This window comes from Halorubrum tebenquichense DSM 14210, assembly GCF_000337415.1.
In the GTDB taxonomy this organism is placed as follows: Archaea; Halobacteriota; Halobacteria; order Halobacteriales; family Haloferacaceae; genus Halorubrum; species Halorubrum tebenquichense.
This window is the reverse complement of the sequence record NZ_AOJD01000005.1, coordinates 1-542: the sequence shown is the minus strand read 5'-3', so window position 1 is coordinate 542 and position 542 is coordinate 1. Positions and strand designations below refer to the sequence as shown.

The window sequence follows — 542 nt, the reverse complement described above, 5'->3', positions numbered from 1 at the left end:
ACTGTTTCAGCAACGCCGAAGCAGAAACAGCAAACGAGTGGCTCAGATCCTTTGCCTTCGCATGGAATCAGCTTATCTGAACACTACCCTTCAGGCCGGCATAAAGTTGTTACCGCTCCTGATTTACTCATAGATATGCAATGGAAAGAAGACGAGTCACCAGAAATTGAGCTCAATCCTGACATTCTTAAAGAGGAGATAGAAGCAGCTAAATCTCGTCTTCAGGAACAGCGTGAGACATTAACTAACTTTTCTGATGAGGGGATTCGGGTTCTACGATTGCTTCTACTATTTATTACAGCGCCAGCAGCGATTATTGGAGCATTAAATTTTGAAGAATTGAGCAGAATATACAATCTACTTCTTAGTAACCGAGATGTGGTAGATCTATATTTCACAACATTCTCAGCCAGTATAGTGTTCAAAAGTAGTCTACTACTATTTGCTTTAGCACTACGCTCTTGGGTAGAGGATTGTTGGTCAGTTCTCAGCTGGAGCTAGAAGTCACAGCAGGCAAGGGTGACGCAACCGCGTCACCCGAC

1 pseudogene is annotated in these 542 nt (G+C 43.5%); it reads left to right on the top strand.

The window, feature by feature from the left end:
• A pseudogene (locus tag C472_RS16730) lies at positions 1-80 on the top strand (IS6 family transposase); the annotation flags it as partial.
• Positions 81-542: the final 462 nt, after the last annotated feature.